The sequence below is a fragment of the Candidatus Phycosocius spiralis genome (assembly GCF_030158815.1).
Lineage (GTDB): Bacteria > Pseudomonadota > Alphaproteobacteria > Caulobacterales > Aquidulcibacteraceae > Aquidulcibacter > Aquidulcibacter spiralis.
Genome location: NZ_BPFZ01000002.1, coordinates 1 through 17186, shown reverse-complemented (window position 1 = coordinate 17186; position 17186 = coordinate 1). Strand labels below are relative to the sequence as shown.

Here is a 17186-nt window from a genome sequence, read left to right as displayed (position 1 = left end):
TAAGCCATGACCCGATTGTTGTTTGCATCCACCCCTCACTTTAACGCCGAATATAAAGCGCTCCTATTGGGCCGAGGAGAGGCCGTGGATGGGGTTGAGGACCGCGCTCGTGCAATTCTGGCCGATATTAAGGCCGGGGGCTTTGCTGCACTGGACGCTTGGAGCCAAAAGATTGACGGGGTTGGTTTATCGCCACAAAGCGTTCGGGTCACACAAGCCCAGTTGAATGCTGCGATGGCAGCATGTGACCCTAAAGTGATCGCTTCTCTAGAACGAGCGGCTCAGCGTATCACAGACTACCACCAACGCTCAAAGCCAAGCGATGACATATGGGTGGATGCGCAAGGCGTCACGTTAGGTTGGCGCTGGACGCCAGTTGATGCTGCGGGCCTCTATGCACCAGGCGGCATGGCGGCTTATCCGTCTTCGGTTCTCATGAATGCATTGCCGGCCAAGGCTGCAGGGGTTGCCCGCGTGGTGATGATGACCCCTCCAGGGCGAATGCATGAGAATCCAGCCATTCTGGCTGCCGCCAAAATTGCGGGCATAGACGAGATTTATGGGGTTGGTGGTGCGCAAGCCATTGCAGCCATGGCGTATGGTGCTGATCCGATTGCCCCTGTGGACGTGATCGCAGGGCCTGGTAACGCTTGGGTATCGACTGCAAAGAAACTGGTGTTTGGGCATGTTGGTATCGATTCCGTGGCGGGTCCATCGGAAGTTTTTATCATAGCTGACGCAGACAACGACCCAGCCATCATCGCTGCTGATTTAATGGCCCAAGCCGAGCATGATGGTTTGGCCCAGTCGATCTTGTTCACCGATGATGCAAATTTTGGTCAAAAGGTGCTCGATGCCGTTGCCACGATGATTGAAGCAGGCCAAACGGGACCTGAGGCTAAGATCTCTTGGCTGGCCTATGGCGCAGTGATTATTGTAAATCATCTCGATCAAGCGATCACCTTAAGCGATCTTGGCGCGCCAGAGCATGTGCAGATTGCCACACACAATCCAGAAGCTTTGGCCAAGAAAATCCGACACGCTGGGGCGATTTTTATGGGCCGGCTGGCCCCTGAAGCTTTGGGCGATTATCTTGCGGGTCCCAATCACGTTTTGCCAACTGGTGGGCGTGCGCGCTGGGCTTCGGGCTTAAGCACCCATATGTTTATGAAACGCACGACGTTGATGGGCACGGGGATTGAGGGTCTACGCGCACTTGGGCCTTCTGGTGTCACATTAGCACAAGCCGAAGGGCTACCTGCCCATGCAGCTAGCATTGCATTACGCTTAAAGGCAGTTGACGGGACATAAGGTCTTGAACCTACTGGCAGCTCTTGCAAGGATCGCCTATGACCCACAATCGCCATCTCGTCGATGTTCGCCTCGATGAAGCTTCTTTGTCTGCCCAAACCGCCGATGGTGAACACGAACGTCGAGTCGCTATTTTTGATTTGTTAGAAGCTAATAGCTTTGATGTGATTGACGGCCCCGATGGCCCCTATGCCTTACATTTATCGGTGGTCGATCAAAAGCTGATTTTTGATGTGAAGCTCATGGATGGTACCGATGTGCGTATTTTTATGCTCTCCTTATCACCTTTCAAGCGGGTGGTGCGCGACTATTTTATCATATGTGAGAGCTACCATCAGGCCATTCGCCAAGCCACACCTACCCAAATTGAAGCCATCGATATGGGGCGTCGCGGCCTACATAATGAAGGGTCACGTCTGTTGGAAGCGCGCTTAGAAGGCAAGGTAAAGCTTGATTTTGATACCGCGCGGCGTTTGTTCACCTTGATCTGCGCTTTACACGTTAGGCTCTAAGACAGGTGGATTTTGTTCGTCCGCCTCAGTCGGTTTTATTTTGTTGCACGATGAATGCCATTCGCTCACCCATAGCAGAAGGCCTCATGAAGCGGCGCTTTGGCACCCGCGTCTTTGTCGACTCGTGCGGGCTGCGTAAGGCAGAGGTCATAGACCCAATGGCTGTAATGGTGATGGATGAATGGGGGGTGGATATCATCAAGCATCGGCCCAAGACATTTGCAGACCTTGAAGACGATAGTTTTGATCTCATCATCTCCTTAGCACCTCAAGCGCACCACCGCGCTTTGGAATACACGCGTCATTTAGCTGTCGAGGTGGAGTATTGGCCAACGATGGACCCTTCAGCTACTGAAGGCAGTCGGCTGAGCCAGCTTGATGCTTATCGTGAGGTTCGTGATGCCTTGGATCGCCAAATTCACGATCGCTTTAAAATGCTGAAACTTTAGATGTTCGGGCCTGATGAGATCATAGCTTTGGTATAATTCTGCGACCGAATGGCGCAGCGGGCTAGTGTGGCTTCATGAAACGTACGCCCAATGATCCATCCACCTCAACACCCGACAAAATCTCAACTTCAGCGCAGCCAGACACCCATGAGTTGGGGCGTGATGGGTTATTGAAAGTCTTAAGTCAGCGCTTGATTGACGCGGCTAGAACGGGGGAAGCCCTCGAAGCCAAAGCCTATCTTGAATTGCTGGATTATCTCCAAGAACTTGATTGGGACTTGGAAATGGATGATGCTCAACGCGCCACCGCTGTGCGCGCCGCGAGGCAGGCAATGATTGATGAATTAAGTGAAGCCCTAGAACGCCTTCACGCCGGATAGGAGCAAGTTTGTGTCCAAGCGCCTTCAAAGCGCTGATCTTGCATTGGCGGCCACACACCGTCATCATGACGGCATGAAAACTGGATCCGTCCGCCTTGATCGGCATGCCCGCCACATCCTACTTAAGGAAATCGGGGGACCTGGGCAAACGCGTTTAGCCGGTGCCACCGTGGCCATGATCGGGGTCGGGGGTCTAGGCGCGCCTGCTGCCCTTTATTTGGCAGCAGCTGGAGTAGGGCGGATTATCCTGATTGATCCAGATGTGGTGGAGCTTACTAACCTCCAGCGCCAAATCCTATTTCGCACCGAGGATGTGGGGGTTGATAAAGCGCGCGCAGGGCAAACCAATCTTCAAGCGCTTGACCCAGCGATTGGTGTGGAGGCCTTGGTGCAGCGCTTGGACGCCACCAATGCTGAACGATTGATTGCTGGCGCTGACATCGTTTTGGATGGCAGCGATAATTTTGAAACGCGGTTTGCCGTCAATGCGGCCTGTCATGCTTTGGCCATTCCATTGGTTTCGGGCGCTGTAGGTCGATGGGATGGGCAGGTTGGTCTATTTGCGTCAGGTATCAGTAAGTCCTATCCACATGGTCCTGTTTGGCCTTGCTATCGCTGTTTTATTCCACATATACCCCCTGACGCGGAAAGTTGCGCTCAACTAGGGATTGTTGGTGCGTTAACCGGAATCATTGGATCCATGATGGCCTTAGAGGCGATTAAGTGGATTACCCGCGCGGGCAGTCCCTTAGTGGGGAAGATTTGGATCATGGATGGCTTAAGTGGTTCTAGTCGAACAATTGTGCTGGAGGCTGACCCTGCCTGTTCATGCTGTGGGGTGCGTTAAGTTGGGCTTTGGTCGATGGGCTTTAGGGATAGGTCTATGGTTTTGTGCATCCGATGCGCAGGCTCATACACCAACATCTGTCATGTGTGAGTTATTGGCCAAAAATCCCGGATGGGAGGACGCCCTGCGCGCGGCTTCGGTGAAGTGGAAAGTCAACCCCGGTGCAATCCTAGCTGTGATTGACTATGAGAGCCGATTTCGCGCAGATGCCAAAGGCCAAGGTGGAAGGGAAGAAAAGGCTTTGGGCAATTATGGCTTTACCCAAGCCAATTTAAGAACATGGAATTGGTTTTTGCGCGATACCAAACGCGCTGGCGGTTCACGGTCCGACTTTGGGCTTGCGGTTGATTTTGTCGGCTGGCACTTTGCGACCATGGAGCGGCGTATCAAAAGCCCACGCCATAATGTCGCCAATCATTATCTAGCCTATAAATTAGGGGAGGGTGGCTATCAAAGGGGCGCCTCTGCCCATTCGCGCCAATTGGCTTATCGCATCGAGGCGCGGGCCAAATCACATGATTTGGCGCTGCGAAGTTGTGGTTTTGGGGCGCAAACACCCGATACGGAGCAAGCGTCTATGCCCTGAAACATGGGGGCTGATCCCTATTTTGGGCGAAATTTAGTTGGTTTCAGGCCTATCTTCCGGCTTAAGGGCTTTCTCGGCTTAAACTTGATTTCTCGTTGTGGCTGCTTCCCGTCATGGGGTGCCGCGTGCGTCTTCTTAAGCCCCTTGCGATTGATTTGACGCACTTTTAGGCCTTGGCGCAAGGATAAAGGGGCGCTCAATTGGCCTTTGTCAGGATCGGCGAACGCAGCTCCATAATTTTTGAGGCGCTCTTCTACCGAGCTCAGAAAATCAGTCTCCCACTCTGAAAGGCCCTCAGGACTTAAGTTGGCTTTATCAGCCGCCCGCTTAAGCGCCAATAAAGCCCGTTTTGTTAGGGCAGGATCAATCCGACGTGCCAAGCCGTCCTCAGATCTCGCCGACAGCTTCCAAATAAAGGTCCAGCATCATTTCGGCTTCTGCGCGGTCATTGGCGTCTAATTTGCGTAGGCGGATCACGGCGCGCAGCGCTTTGGTATCAAAGCCCAAGGCTTTTGCTTCGCCATAAACTTCTTTGAGCTGCTCTGCCAATTCGGATTTTTCGGTCTCTAAGGTTTCAATGCGCGCGACAAACTGGCGTAGTTTTTCCTTCGACGAGGACGTCAAGGATTGAGGGGACGAAACGTTTTTGTGGTCATCATCAAGATCATACATAAAGGAAACCTTAAGCCATCAAAATTGGGAGATTGCTGAGAAGTTAGTTGATTGTGTTTTACCCGACCTAATCATGCACGCAATCACGCCTCTGCACGAAATTGGGTAGAAGTCTCTTCATGGGCCGTATCATAGGCATAAGCGCGGATGATGCCCACGACTAAATCAGGGTCCACCCAATGGGGCATATGCCCAGCATGTGCAACGCGATAGCTTCGGGCATGAGGTATATCGCGTTTGAGGCCGGCCGCATGAATGGAATTATCAACAATGATATCACCTTGCCCTGAAATAATGGTGACGGGTAGTTTAAGTTCGCCATAACGGGGTGCTTGCAGGCCCATTTGCACACTACCTACACGTAAATCTTCTGCATTGGCCTGATAAGCGTGGGGTCTAAAGATCAAAGGAGTCCCGATGATTTCGCCGTAATCGGCTGGATGTACTGGGCCTGGTGCAAAGCTGTTTACAATGCCCTTTGGTGCCAATTTAGGGCCCAAAAAGGGGGGCAAGATCCAAGTCAGAAGCGAACCCAAAATCGGCCAACCAATGATGCGATTATGCCAGGATGGTGCGCTTTCCCAAGGATGTGACACCGGCGCGATCAGAACCAAAGCCTTGACCAAGTTTGGATGATCAAGTGCCAGTCGCAACAAAACGCCAGCACCCCATGAATGCCCGACGCCCACCACAGGGCCGTTTGCACATTGTCTAACGATATCGGCAATGAAAGCTGCTTGCTCACCTAAGCTTGCGGCATTAGGGGGGCGCATTGAATGCCCTAGCCCTGGTCTATCAGGGGCTATAAGGCGCAGATTAGTGAGTTTGTTACCCAAAGCCGCGAAAAGCTCACGGGCGTTGGACGCAGCGCCATGCAGCAATAAAATCTCAGGTCCATCGCCACGTTCTACCACATGGGCTTTTACGCCACGTGCTTCAACAAACCGCCCTATTGGCGGCCATGATCGATTGATCAGGGCAAGCCTCAACGCAATCGAGGTCATTCCAAAGACAACTACCAACAACAAAAGCACGCCAAGTGGTGCCAATCGGGCGATCATTTCAGGGATCACAACGACAACCCATCCAATTGAGTTTCCATTCGCATCAGACCGCGTTTGGCGCTATCGAGATAGGGGTGATAAAACAATGCCTCCATATAGGCATGTTCGGCACCCTTGTAATCGCCTTGATCTTCCAAAACCAAACCAAGCCCTGCCCAAGCCACAAAATGACGCGGCTCTAAAGCTAAAGTCCTATGAAGCAAAAGGGTGGCTTGGGTAAGATCACCATCTTGATAAGCAATGGCTGCCAGACGCGCCTGACCTTCTGAGAAATTGGGATCAAGCTCACCAATCGATTGAAGAGCATTTCGCGCAGTTTCGTAATCTTCAATTTGCGCGGCGTGGACGGCCGTAGTCATTAACAGGGTAATAGTCGGTGAAGGATGTCGGCTAAAGATCAAGATAATTTCACCTTCATAGCGCGACGCTTCTTCCGCAGAACCACTCCGCGCTAACCCCTGAAAGAGGAGATTGAGGTTTTGATCAGGTGTGAGATCTAAATCACCCCGGTCGGTCACCCGCGCATCGGCTTGACCCTGATCGATTGGAGGGTGCATGGGTTGTTCCATTTGGGTCGGCAGCGCCCCAGCTGGCAGAAGGAACAAAAATGGCAGAAATCGTAGTGCGCGCATATCTCATCATGCGCGCAAGTGAGGGGTAACGTCAAACCGGCAAGCCTACTTCTTGCATCGCCATCTTTAGCCCTTCTGGTCGCTCAAATAAATGGGTGACAAAACCAAAAGAGCGCGCGGCATCAATATTGGCCGGCGAATCGTCAGTAAAAAACACTTCTTTAGCTTTGAGCCCGCCCATGCGTTTAAGGGCGATATCAAAGATCAGCCGCTCTGGCTTGGCGGCTTTTTCATCACCAGAGACGATGACATCTTGAAAATATTTGGGAAAATCAAATGAACCAAAGCAGGTTTCAACCATTTCACTTGGCATATTGGTCAGCACATATTGGGGGATGGACGATGTGGCCAGATGCGCGACCAAGGCGGTAGTGCCTGTGATTTCGCCGGTTATCATCTGCCCAAAATGTGTTTTCCACGCCGCAATCTCACGGGCAAACTCTGGGTAAAGCTCCTGACGTTTGGGTATAGTTACGGCCATGGGCTGACCTAGGTCATGGAGCATGTGCCATGACATTGGGCAAACTTGATCGAGGAAAAAATTTAACCGCTCCGGGTCTAAAATGATGTGTTCATAAAAAGAACGCGGCGACCAGCCCACCAAGACATTGCCATAATCATAGAGTATTGCGCGGATGGGCGCAGACAAGTCGCTTAGCCCTGTTTGGCCTTGAAGCGTGGGTCAACCTTGTTGATGACATAGACCCGACCTTTACGGCGCACGACCTGACACGCAGCATGGCGGGTCTTGAGTGATTTGATAGAGCTCTTCACTTTCATGCTCGTATTCCAAAGGTGGCGCGCACAGGGCGCTGTTAAGCGTCAACGCAATAAAGCGGCGCTGATACGTGCCAGCGCGTCATAAGTCAATTCGCAGAAGCAGGTTTGTCCGCGATGTGTCTTGCTGCCTATGCCTAAAAGAGGTTGAACTCGGCCTGAACTCGGCCAGATTAGGACTTAGCTTTAGACTTAGTGGGTTCTGGGCAAATAATCACGGAATAGGCCGCCCCCCAACATGTTGTTGTGCCTAAAAGATAAGAGATTTCAAACTTTGAGACTAAATAATAATTTGTGCGCCTGATCGGCAAGAAGCTAGCGGCATATAGCGAGAGCTTATCTTGCTCTCGCATGATTTCACGTAGACGCTCCTCAGTTGGGTTTGAATAAAACAAAACGCCAAGAATGACTAGAAGAGACAGGATCAATCGCATAGGTTAAACCTCGATACATTCATGAATTAGATGATTTATGTGTTTCGTCCAGCATCACAGAACCAAGAGATTCTTTCAGTTCAAGCAATTCAATCCACTCGTCCTCTAGCGCATTTAAATCAGATACAAGCTTCATCAATTGATGAGACAGGGTTTCAAATCGAGCGGGCTCACTCTGGTATAAGTCAGGCTTATTCAATATCGTCTCCAAGCCTGCGCGATCACCTTCCAGTCTGGGGATCAAACTCTCTAGTTCAGCCAATCGATGCGTATCTTTAAATGAGAGCTTTGTGACAGCTTTATGTCTTGGTTGGTTTAAATGGTCACTGGTTGATTTTGGCTTTGGGTCATTGGACTTAGCAAGAAATGGGACACCTTGGCGCAATAAATCCGACCAGCCACCGGGTGTTTCGATCCAAGTGCCATCGCCACATGGGGCCAAAGTCGCAGTAACAACACCGTCTAGGAAGGCGCGATCATGGCTGACCAGAACAACGGTACCTCGATAATCGGCCAACATATCTTCCAGTACGTCCAGGGTTTCCATATCAAGGTCATTGGTTGGCTCATCCAAGACAAGGACATTGGAGGGTTTAGCTAAAGTCAAAGCCAATAAAACCCGGTTACGTTCCCCTCCTGAGAAAGAACCCAAGGGTTGGCGTAATTGGCGGCCATCAAACAAGAAGTCCTGTGCATAAGCGGCAACATGTTTGGGTCGATCCCGCACCATGATTTGATCACCGCCAGCAGGCGCGAACGTGTCCCACAAAGTCGCCTTAGGATCGAGGGCGGCGCGCGATTGATCAAGATAGGCAAGGGTCAGATTATTGCCTAAGCGGGTGGTGCCCGTATCGGGGGCCAATTCGCCGACCAAGAGCTTAATCAGGGTTGATTTTCCCGCTCCGTTGGGCCCCACAATGCCCAAACGATCGCCACGTACGACGCGTAAATCGAGATTCTTGATCACGTCGCCGCGACCTTTAAAGCCCTTGGAAACCCCTTTGGCCTCAAACACCAATTGACCAGAGCTTGAACCGATATCGGCTTGCAGAGCAGGGGCATCCTTTCGGATTAAGGCGGCTTGGCTTCTGCGGGTCTCACGCATTTGCATTAAGCGGCGCAAACGGCCTTCGTTGCGGGTGCGCCGCGCCGTAACCCCGCGTGCTAACCATCGGGTTTCACCTTCAAGCGTTTTATCCAGCTTTTCAAGTGCCTTGCGGTCTTGTTCTTCAATGCTCGCGGCCCAAGCTTCAAATTTGGAGAAAGGGGCATCCAAGCGGCGCATCTGACCATTGCGTAGCCATAGACAATTGGTTGAGATGGCACTCAAAAAAGCGCGGTCGTGGCTGACGACTAAAACCGCGCCCGAAAATTGCTTAAGCCGCTGCTCCAAGTCTAAAATTGCTGCAAAATCAAGGTGATTGGTTGGTTCATCCAGCATCAAAAGGTCTGGATCCGCCGCAAAAGCGCGCGCTAAGGCAGCCCGGCGCGCTTCGCCCCCAGACAGGCTAGCAAGGCTTTGTTCTGGCGAGAGGCCAAAACCATGCAATGCCCTTGCGGCGGCGTTAAGGCGAGCGGCTTCATCGCGGTCATGGGGGACGTCTTGGCTGGCCCAAGTGAGCAAGGAAGATGCACAACTAAAGTCTGGCTCTTGGGATTGGGTGGCGGCATGCACGCCCTTAGAAACCACCCGCTCACCTCCATCAAATTCCAATTGCCCACTCATAATCGCCATTAACGTGGACTTGCCCGCGCCATTGGCCCCAACCAAGGCTGCGCGTTCGCCTCGCCGCAGGCATAGATCAATACCTGAAAAAACCGGTGCGCCGCCGCGTTTAAGAGCGATGTTTTTGAGTTGGATAACAATGTCTTTGCTCATAAGCGGCAGTTGTGGCTATGGGCCCTCAAGGTCAAGCTCTCCCTACAGGGCATCCACACCCACTTGATCGGATTTACGCCAAGTCACTGTATCGCAGCAATCCCGGCACTTGTGCGAAACAACTTAATCGTGTTGCTTACTCGTTCTGAATGGGGGTTAATTTGGCTCAAATCACACCACGTGCCAGCGTACTTATTCTGGCTTTGGCTTGCGTTAGCATTTTTGCAACAGGCTGCTCGACAACAGGTTCCAGCTTTTCTGTGCAAGCTTCCACGTCCAAATCAAAAGCCGAGGCACTGCCAAAGCCGAAGGTGGTCGCTAAGCCGATCGCCAAAGGCCTAGATAGCAATGGCAGCCTAGATCCCTTTTCATCGACCTATAAGCCGCTGCCCAGTGTGACCACAGCCATTGTTGGTGCCACGATTTTGACCGCGGCCGGTCAAGAAATTGAAGGCGGCAGCGTGGTTTTCTCTGACGGGAAAATCGTGGCTGTTGGCAAGGATATCGCCATCCCAGAAGGCGCTAAGTGGATCGATGGGAAAGCTAAATTTGTAACGCCCGGCCTCATTGATATACACTCCCATTTAGGGGTTTACCCAAGCCCCGGCGTGCAAGCCAATTCAGATGGTAACGAAGCAACCGATCCCAATACTGCTGAAGTTTGGGCGGAGCATTCGGTGTGGCCACAAGATCCAGGCTTTAACCGTGCGCGCGAAGGTGGAGTCACAAGCCTTCAGATCCTACCAGGCTCGGCTAACTTATTTGGTGGTCGCTCCGTTACATTGAAGAATGTGCCGGCCACAACCATACAGGGCATGAAATTTCCTGGTGCCCCTTACGGACTAAAAATGGCGTGTGGGGAAAACCCCAAGCGCGTTTATGGGTCTCGGACACGTGCGCCATCGACAAGGATGGGCAATATTGCAGTTGCGCGTCGGGCTTGGATTGATGCTGCCGATTACAACCGCAAATGGGCAGAATATCGCGCCAAGGCCAATGCGGGTAAAGCGGATGGCGACCCACCCAAGCGCGATTTGAAACTGGAAACTTTAGCAGGTGTGCTCAACGGCGATATTCTGGTTCAAAATCATTGCTATAGGGCTGACGAGATGGCGTTGATGATAGATATGGCCAAGGAATTTGGCTATAAAATCACCACGTTTCACCATGCCTCTGAAGCTTATAAGCTGGCCCCTGCCCTTAGAGAGGCAGACATTTGTGCAGCAACTTGGGCCGATTGGCAGGGCTTTAAGATGGAGTCGCTCGACGGCATTGCCGAAAATGCGGGTATTGTCCAAGCCTATGGGGCTTGCGCCATCATCCATTCCGATGACCCGACCATGATCCAGCATCTCAACCAAGAAGCTGCTTTGGCGATGGGGGCTGCGGCGCGCGCGGGCATTCCGGTTTCGCGGCTTGAAGCGATTAAGTGGATCACGGCCAATCCGGCCCGCGCCATGGGTATTGGCAACAAAACCGGCACTATAGAAGTTGGTAAAATGGCCGATATTGTGGTGTGGGACGCTGACCCATTCTCCACATTCGCTTTAGCTCAAACCGTATTTGTCGATGGCGGCATTGCCTATGATCGGGCCGATCCTGCGACCCACGCCCGCTCTGACTTTGATCTTGGCCGTCCTAGCTTGGAGGCAAAGCCATGAAACCTTTAGTTCTTTCCTTTGCCTTGATGACCGCTTCACCCCTCGTGGTAAATGCGGCACCCATCGCGATTATCAACGCCCGCATTGAAACCGCAGGGCCATTAGGCTCAATCCGCCAAGGCACGCTGGTGATGGACAAAGGCCGCATCGTCGCGGTTGGAAGCGGCGTCACAGTGCCCGCCGATGCGCAGATTATCGACGCCAAGGGTAAGGTCGTCACCCCCGGCTTGATTTTGGCGTCCACCAGTTTGGGCATTTCTGAGATTGAGCAGGTGCCCTCCACGCGTGATGATGGGGCCGGTGGGCAGATTGGGGCCGCTTTTAATCCTGCTGCTGGGGTTGATCCAGATGCCCCATCTATTGGTCTTGCAAGGTTAAATGGAAGCACACGCGCCTTTTTAACCCCAGTTGCGGGGCGGGGTGGCAATGGTGCCCATGCCCATGATGATAGCGCGTTTCAAACTGCTGGCGGGCATGAAGAAGAAGACCCAACTTTATTTGCTGGCCAAAGCATTGGTATCAGCTTGGCCGCAGGTGCACCCGATATGGTGTTTAAGTCCAATGCCGGGATGGTGTTAGAGTTTGGGGAAACAGCGGCTGCTGCCGCTGGCGGATCGCGCGGCGCTTCTTTGATTATTCTCAAGCAGGTTTTAGCCGATGTGCGCCACTTCATCGCTAATCGCGCCGCCTATGATCGCGGCGAAGGCCGTGAGCTTTTGGCCCGCCGCCTCGACCTTGAAGCTTTAATCCCAGTGGTTCAAGGCAAAACCCCTCTTTTGGTACGGGTGTCGAGCGCTAATGATATTCGTCAAATCCTCAAGCTTGCCCGCGAAGAAAAGCTGTTGGTGGTGCTGGAAGGTGCAGAGGAAGGCTGGCGTGTTGCAAAAGATATTGCGGCTCAAAACATTCCCGTTATGATCGATGCGCAAGCAGCTCTTCCGTCAAGTTTTGAGACTTTGGGCACCCATTTAGGCAATGCCGCCGCTTTAAACGCGGCGGGTGTGAAGGTCTCGATCATGGGTAGCCGTGATTATAACAATTTACGCCAAAGCCGCATGAATGCTGGAACAGCCGTGGCCCACGGCCTGCCCTATCAGGCTGCACTGGCCTCAATCACCCTAAATCCCGCGAAAATATGGGGCGTTGACAAGGATTTAGGCTCCCTAGAGCCTGGCAAGATTGCTGATGTGGTGGTGTGGACGGGCGATCCGATGGAAGGGCAAAGCTATCCAAGTGCAGTCTATATTGGTGGGGTTTCGCAAGCTTTGACCAGCCGCTCAACAGAACTCGCTACGCGCTACAAGCCACGCGCCGACGGATCAGCGCGCCCGGCTTATCGCAACTAAACTCAATCGGATTTTACACGATTTAGCTGGATCTAACTGGGCGCGAGCCGATTTTACCCTCAACACCTCGAGGGTTTCTGGGCGGGTTTCTGGGCGGGATTTTGGGCTTGCGTGCCAGACCAGTTGAGCTACGCGCCAAGCGCATTGCTTTAGGTTCTTCTTCAAAAAGCTCGGCCAATTGATCAACAATCGCTCCACCCAATTGTTCGGCATCCACAATTGTTACCGCGCGGCGGTAATAGCGTGTAACATCGTGTCCAATACCAATCGCGATCAACTCCACCGGGCTATAATCTTGGATCTTGGCAATCGTGTCGCGTAAATGGCGCTCTAAATAGGCACCTGAATTGACCGACAACGTGCTATCGTCAACCGGCGCACCATCTGAGATCACCATCAAAATTCGGCGCTGTTCAGGCCGGCCCAAGAGACGTTCATGTGCCCAATCAAGCGCTTCGCCATCAATATTTTCTTTCAGCAAGCCTTCGCGCATCATCAGGCCCAAATTGCGTCGGGCGCGGCGCCAAGGCGCATCCCCACTTTTATAAATGATGTGGCGTAGATCGTTTAAGCGCCCGGGATTGGCAGGCTTGCCCGCCTTCATCCACGCATCGCGTGCTTGCCCGCCTTTCCAAGCTTTGGTTGTGAAGCCTAAAATCTCGGTCTTGACGCCGCAGCGCTCTAAAGTTCGCGCCAGAATATCGGCGCAGATGGCCGCGATCATGATAGGCCGACCCCGCATTGAGCCTGAATTATCCAATAAAAGCGTGACAATTGTATCGCGAAAATCGATATCGTCTTCCATTTTGAAGGTGAGGGGGGCCAAGGGTTCAGTGACCACGCGTGACAGCCGGGCCACATCGAGCACGCCTTCTTCCAAGTCAAATTGCCAGCTGCGGTTTTGTTGGGCCATCAAGCGACGTTGCAATCGGTTGGCCAAACGCCCGACCACGCCCTGCAATTGGGTCAATTGGACATCAAGATAGCTGCGAAGCCGGGTAAGCTCCTCTCCGTCGCATAATTCTTCAGCCCCTATGGTTTCATCAAAGGCTTTGGTATAGATTTTATAGCTAAAGCCATCGGCGTCGCTGGCCCGGAAATTGGGTCGCGCCGGATTGGTTCCTTCATCTATATCGCTGTCGTCTTCTTCGGTGTTATCGGCATCGTCGGTTTCCATGCTAGCTTGCACGTCTTCTTGCTCGCTGCCCTGCTGGTCACCAGATTGGGTGCTGTCTTGCTGATCGCTGCCTTCTTGGTCCTGTGTTTCATCGTGACTTGGCTCTGGGGGTGGTTGATCGGCCCCATCGGGTTCTTCGCCCTCACCCTCATCAGGGTCAGGATTGTTGCCCAATTCATCGCCTAGATCGAGATCGCGGATCAGGTCATGCGCCACTTCGGCAAAAGCTTTTTGATCGTCTAAGGTTTCTTGCAAGCGCTTGATCGTATCGCCCGCTTTGGTCAGCACTTCGTCGCGCCACAGATCGGCAATGCCTTGACCGGCTTCTGGGGGAACTAGCCCCGTTAAGCGTTCACGCAGTAACAGCCCCAGTGCATCGGCCAAAGGTGCTGTTTGGCGATCCAGCATACGGGCATAGCCCATTTTTTCGCATGTCTCGGCCAAGGCTGCGGTTAGATTTTGCGCAACACCGGGCATCGCCAAAGCGCCTATGGCTTCAATGCGCGCTTTCTCGGCTACTTCATACAATGCACGCGCCCGTGGCCCCTCTGGCATGGCGGCGGCATGGGCTCCTAAATCATGATAGGCGAGGCGAAGGGCCGCCGCATCGGCATGGCCACGTAACCGTGCCACTTCCTGCTCACCCAAGGCACGTGCCGGATGGGGCAGGCTTAGTCGATGTTCTGTCACTGTGGGTCCGTCCGCGGAAAAACTGACCTCCACATCGGGTGTGCGCGACAAAGCACGCGCCGTGTGCGTCACCACACGCTTAAACACATCCTGAGGGGTTTCCTTACTCGTCATCGCTGAGAATAGACATAAGCCGGCGCACTTGGCGTGTCACGTCTTTGTATACCTTGATTTCAGTAATGGATGTGGTGCACCTTGAAGTATCTTATATCTTAGGGACGCTTTTTATCGTGAAGCAGCACCACATGCTGTCGCCGGCATAGACAATTGCCCGCCTCCGTGGCATAGCCGCCCACCTTGCGGGCTTTGGCCCCAGCGCTCATCCATCAACCCGCGTAATCCGCTTCCTTAATGGGACAATATCATGCAAATCGTCGAAAAATCTGCTCAAGGCCTCTGCCGTGTTTATGGTGTTACCTTTCCTGCCACCATGATCGCCAGCCGCACCGATGCCAAGATCGCAGAATTGGCCCCACAATTGAACATTAAGGGCTTTCGCAAAGGCAAGGTTCCAATAGTTCATGTAAAGCGTATGTATGGTAAGTCCATATTGAGTGATGTATTAAACGAACTGGTTCAAGAAGGTGTTGAAAGTTCCATAACCAATCAGGGGGTCCGGGCGGCCAGCAAACCAGACGTTAAAAATCTGGGTAATTTGGCTGAAGTAATGGACGGTAAAGCCGATTTGAGCTTTGATGTTGAGCTAGACATCATGCCAGATTTTACCCCTGTAGATATCCAATCTTTGTCAATAACCCGTCCAGTCGCAGAAGCTACCGAGGCAGAAATCGAGGAAGCATTGGCCGAGATTGCCAAGCAGGCGAAGTCTTTTGAGGCCAAAAAAGGCAAGGCCACCCATGGCGACGCGGTTGTTTGTAACTTTGTGGGCAAACTAAATGGCGTTGAGTTTGATGGGGGTAAAGCTGAAGGAGCAACCGTCATTCTTGGTTCCAATAGCTATATTCCAGGGTTTGAGGATCAATTGATCGGGGTGAAAGCCGAAGATGAAAAAGTCCTCAATGTTACCTTCCCAACCGATTACGGGGTTGCGACTTTAGCTGGTAAGGCCGTGACCTTCGACGTTACGGTTACTGAAGTTAAAAAACCCGTCGATTCCAAAATCGATGATGCTTTAGCACAATCCATAGGTCTCTCTGATCTTGCAACCTTAAAAGAAGCTGTCAAAAAGAACATCCATGACCAATTTGCCCAATTATCAAGGCAAAAGGCGAAGCGTTCCTTACTGGATGCCTTAGACAACACCCATAGTTTTGATTTGCCGCCCAAAATGCTCGCTGCTGAGTTTGAAGCCATTTGGGCGCAAGTGGCCGAGGACAAAGCCGCAGGCAATGAAGACCCTGAAGATGCGGGAAAGTCCGAAGATGAGCTTAAGGCCGAATATACTAGAATTGCCGAACGCCGTGTGCGTTTAGGTCTGGTTCTAGCCGAAGTCGGGCGAATCAATGGCGTCGAAGTTAAAGATGAAGAAGTTGCCCGCGCGGTTCAGGCCGAAGCCGCCCGTTTTCCGGGTCAAGAGCGTCAGGTTTATGAGTTCTTCCAAAAAAACCCCAATGCAGTTGCAAGCCTACGTGCACCCCTTTATGAAGAAAAAGTTGTCGATTTTGTGTTGCAAATGGCCAAAGTGAACGATGTGAAGGTCTCCCGGGCCGAACTAGAAAGCGAGGATGAAACCCCTCTCGTCAACCAAGTCAAAGCCACTCAAAAGGCCTCTCATAAAGCTCCTGCCAAAGTCAAGAAAATTGCCCCACACGTTGAGACTGCACACAAAAGGGGTAAAAATGACACATCCGCTTCTAAGCCTAAAGACGTCTCTAAACCCACAGAAAATAAACCTGCCGTCTCTAAACCTGCTGTCAAAAAGCCTGCTCTCTCTAAACCTGCTGTCTCAAAACCTGCCGTCAACAAAACTGAACCAGCTAAAAAGAAGGCAAACTAAACCCCATTATACCTGCCCGATTAAATGTGACTTGATGCGGCTTGGTTGGCCGCCTCCAACAAAGCGGCGGCAGCCAGCGCTCTGCCTTGGTTTACCGCCCGCACTAATTCGGCAGGGGTAAAAGGTTTATTCAAGGCTGTTGCCGAAACCGTTTCAAGTGATTTGAGCCACATGCGCTGGGATGAACCCCCTTTGGGCCGCTGGGAGATGGCAATCAGCGCAGCTACTGGATATTCAGCGCGCAATATCTCTAGCAAAGCTGCACTATGGATATTGCCGCTATCGATTTCTACAATCACCGCATCCAAATCAAGTTTGTCTTGACCAAATAATGCACCCTCAATATTCGACTGAGCGCTAACACGGTAATTGCTGGTTTGTAGCCCAATCTCGCACATGGCATGGAGGTCTGCAGAGGTTTCAATGAGCAAGACATGGGGGCGTCGATTGCCTAGGTCCAAACGCGAGGAGACTTTGTCCATCAATTCTTGTAATCGCTCTTGTGAGAAGGGCTTTTGCAATATGAATTCGGCACCATCCGCCTTAGCGCGCTCTAGCAATTTAGAAAAAATGGCAGGGTCACCCTTAGAAGTTGTGGCTGCGATAGTAACTTTTGGTGACGCGGCACGAATTTGCGCTATCGCACCACCATTTTTTGAATCAGGTAGCATCAGGTCAGAAATCACCAATTCCATGGACTGATTGGCAATTAAGTTCAGTCCAGTTTTTAAATCCAATGCGATAAGACTGACCCAGCCAGTGTTTACAATCATTTGAGATATAAGACGGGCTTTAGCGATGCTATTCTCAAT

General features: G+C 52.1%; 18 protein-coding genes. 9 read left to right on the top strand and 9 right to left on the bottom strand.

Going from position 1 to position 17186, the window contains the following annotated elements; all coding sequences use genetic code 11:
• The first annotated feature begins 6 nt into the window (after positions 1-6).
• The 6 genes from hisD to PsB1_RS01735 all read left to right on the top strand — a co-directional run bounded on the left by hisD (position 7) and on the right by PsB1_RS01735 (position 4085).
• Positions 7-1311 (top strand): histidinol dehydrogenase, encoded by a 1305-nt coding sequence (gene hisD / locus PsB1_RS01760; RefSeq protein WP_284358676.1) that lies wholly within the window; start codon positions 7-9, stop codon positions 1309-1311.
• Positions 1312-1349: 38 nt separating this feature from the next.
• Positions 1350-1823: a UPF0262 family protein gene (locus PsB1_RS01755; RefSeq protein WP_284358675.1), complete on the top strand. Its 474-nt coding sequence runs from the start codon at positions 1350-1352 to the stop codon at positions 1821-1823.
• Positions 1824-1828: 5 nt separating this feature from the next.
• Complete coding sequence (locus tag PsB1_RS01750) at positions 1829-2272, top strand: arsenate-mycothiol transferase ArsC (RefSeq protein WP_284358674.1); 444 nt, start codon at positions 1829-1831, stop codon at positions 2270-2272.
• Between the two features lie 74 nt (positions 2273-2346).
• On the top strand, positions 2347-2652 hold the full coding sequence (locus PsB1_RS01745) for a hypothetical protein (protein ID WP_284358673.1): 306 nt from the start codon (positions 2347-2349) through the stop codon (positions 2650-2652).
• Between the two features lie 10 nt (positions 2653-2662).
• Complete coding sequence (locus tag PsB1_RS01740) at positions 2663-3499, top strand: HesA/MoeB/ThiF family protein (protein WP_320412708.1); 837 nt, start codon at positions 2663-2665, stop codon at positions 3497-3499.
• Positions 3435-4085 (top strand): transglycosylase SLT domain-containing protein, encoded by a 651-nt coding sequence (locus PsB1_RS01735; RefSeq protein ID WP_284358672.1) that lies wholly within the window; start codon positions 3435-3437, stop codon positions 4083-4085. Before PsB1_RS01740 ends, PsB1_RS01735 begins: the two co-directional genes overlap by 65 nt.
• 17 nt (positions 4086-4102) lie before the next feature.
• Here PsB1_RS01735 and PsB1_RS01730 read toward each other — a convergent pair whose 3' ends face one another.
• The 7 genes from PsB1_RS01730 to PsB1_RS01700 form a co-directional block, all read right to left on the bottom strand.
• Positions 4103-4465 carry a hypothetical protein gene (locus tag PsB1_RS01730; protein WP_284358671.1) on the bottom strand — a complete coding sequence of 121 codons (363 nt, stop codon included), beginning with the start codon at positions 4463-4465 and terminating at the stop codon, positions 4103-4105.
• Positions 4466-4472: 7 nt separating this feature from the next.
• Positions 4473-4757 (bottom strand): DUF2312 domain-containing protein, encoded by a 285-nt coding sequence (locus tag PsB1_RS01725; protein WP_284358670.1) that lies wholly within the window; start codon positions 4755-4757, stop codon positions 4473-4475.
• An 83-nt stretch (positions 4758-4840) separates the two neighbouring features.
• A complete protein-coding gene (locus PsB1_RS01720; protein ID WP_284358669.1) occupies positions 4841-5830 on the bottom strand; it encodes an alpha/beta fold hydrolase in 990 nt (329 codons plus the stop codon).
• Positions 5827-6378 carry a tetratricopeptide repeat protein gene (locus PsB1_RS01715; protein ID WP_284358668.1) on the bottom strand — a complete coding sequence of 184 codons (552 nt, stop codon included), beginning with the start codon at positions 6376-6378 and terminating at the stop codon, positions 5827-5829. Before PsB1_RS01715 ends, PsB1_RS01720 begins: the two co-directional genes overlap by 4 nt.
• A 106-nt stretch (positions 6379-6484) precedes the next feature.
• Positions 6485-7102: an HAD-IA family hydrolase gene (locus PsB1_RS01710; RefSeq protein WP_284358666.1), complete on the bottom strand. Its 618-nt coding sequence runs from the start codon at positions 7100-7102 to the stop codon at positions 6485-6487.
• A gap of 5 nt (positions 7103-7107) precedes the next feature.
• The gene (gene ykgO / locus PsB1_RS01705; RefSeq protein ID WP_085339923.1) at positions 7108-7233 is read right to left on the bottom strand and encodes a type B 50S ribosomal protein L36; all 126 of its coding nucleotides are present in this window, start codon (positions 7231-7233) and stop codon (positions 7108-7110) included.
• Between the two features lie 450 nt (positions 7234-7683).
• Positions 7684-9543 carry an ABC-F family ATP-binding cassette domain-containing protein gene (locus PsB1_RS01700; RefSeq protein ID WP_420887853.1) on the bottom strand — a complete coding sequence of 620 codons (1860 nt, stop codon included), beginning with the start codon at positions 9541-9543 and terminating at the stop codon, positions 7684-7686.
• A 161-nt stretch (positions 9544-9704) separates the two neighbouring features.
• Here PsB1_RS01700 and PsB1_RS01695 point away from each other — a divergent pair, with 161 nt between their 5' ends.
• Positions 9705-11204, top strand: a complete 1500-nt coding sequence (locus PsB1_RS01695) for an amidohydrolase (protein ID WP_420887852.1) — start codon at positions 9705-9707, stop codon at positions 11202-11204.
• Positions 11201-12550: an amidohydrolase family protein gene (locus PsB1_RS01690; RefSeq protein WP_284358660.1), complete on the top strand. Its 1350-nt coding sequence runs from the start codon at positions 11201-11203 to the stop codon at positions 12548-12550. Before PsB1_RS01695 ends, PsB1_RS01690 begins: the two co-directional genes overlap by 4 nt.
• 22 nt (positions 12551-12572) lie before the next feature.
• Here PsB1_RS01690 and cobT read toward each other — a convergent pair whose 3' ends face one another.
• Entirely contained in the window at positions 12573-14531 is a 1959-nt protein-coding gene (gene cobT, locus PsB1_RS01685) for a cobaltochelatase subunit CobT (RefSeq protein WP_284358658.1), read from the bottom strand.
• Positions 14532-14781: 250 nt separating this feature from the next.
• Here cobT and tig point away from each other — a divergent pair, with 250 nt between their 5' ends.
• Complete coding sequence (tig, locus tag PsB1_RS01680; RefSeq protein WP_284358657.1) at positions 14782-16374, top strand: trigger factor; 1593 nt, start codon at positions 14782-14784, stop codon at positions 16372-16374.
• Positions 16375-16394: 20 nt separating this feature from the next.
• On the opposite strand, the gene PsB1_RS01675 is transcribed toward tig, so the two are convergent.
• Positions 16395-17186: response regulator (locus PsB1_RS01675; RefSeq protein WP_284358656.1), on the bottom strand; the 792-nt coding region annotated here is incomplete at its 5' end.